Annotated in this window: 1 pseudogene; it reads left to right on the top strand. The window is 37.0% G+C overall.

Annotated elements, in window-relative coordinates:
• Nucleotides 1-471: pseudogene (locus ACRCJ0_RS19040) on the top strand (phosphate acyltransferase PlsX); the annotation flags it as partial.
• Between the last annotated feature and the right edge of the window lie 75 nt (nucleotides 472-546).

Raw genomic sequence — 546 nt, 5'->3', positions numbered from 1 at the left:
AACAATAAAGGGAATGACTTGACGAAAGAAGCCTTTGGTTTATTAAAAGCCAATGATCAGATTCACTTCACTGGTAATATCGAATCTCGTGAAATTTTAAACGGGGTAGCAGACATTGTCGTAGCCGATGGATTTACTGGAAATGCCGTATTAAAATCAGTGGAAGGAACAGCAGCTGCTGTAATGAAATTGGTTAAAAATGCGATTATGGATGGTGGAATTGGCTCTAAACTTGGTGGTTTACTAATCAAAGGGTCATTAAAAGATATGATGACAAAAATTGATTTAGACCAAGCAGGGGGCGGTATTTTATTTGGTGTTAAAGCACCAGTATTAAAAGCACATGGTTCTTCAAATGCGACGAGTGTTTTTCATACAATTTTACAAGCAGCGACAATTGTAGATGCAGGTATTATTGAGGAATTGGCCACAACATTTGAAAAAGAAATGGCTGCTAAGAAGGCAGAATAAATTTGCTGAAAGTGGGGCTAGCTTGACCTAGTTTCCCCCTTTTCAAAAAATAAAAAGTTTTAGTTGATGTGTAAC

Source organism: Aerococcus sp. L_32 (genome assembly GCF_050689315.1).
Note: the sequence above shows the minus strand (reverse complement) of the source record. Positions and strands in the feature narration are given on the sequence as shown.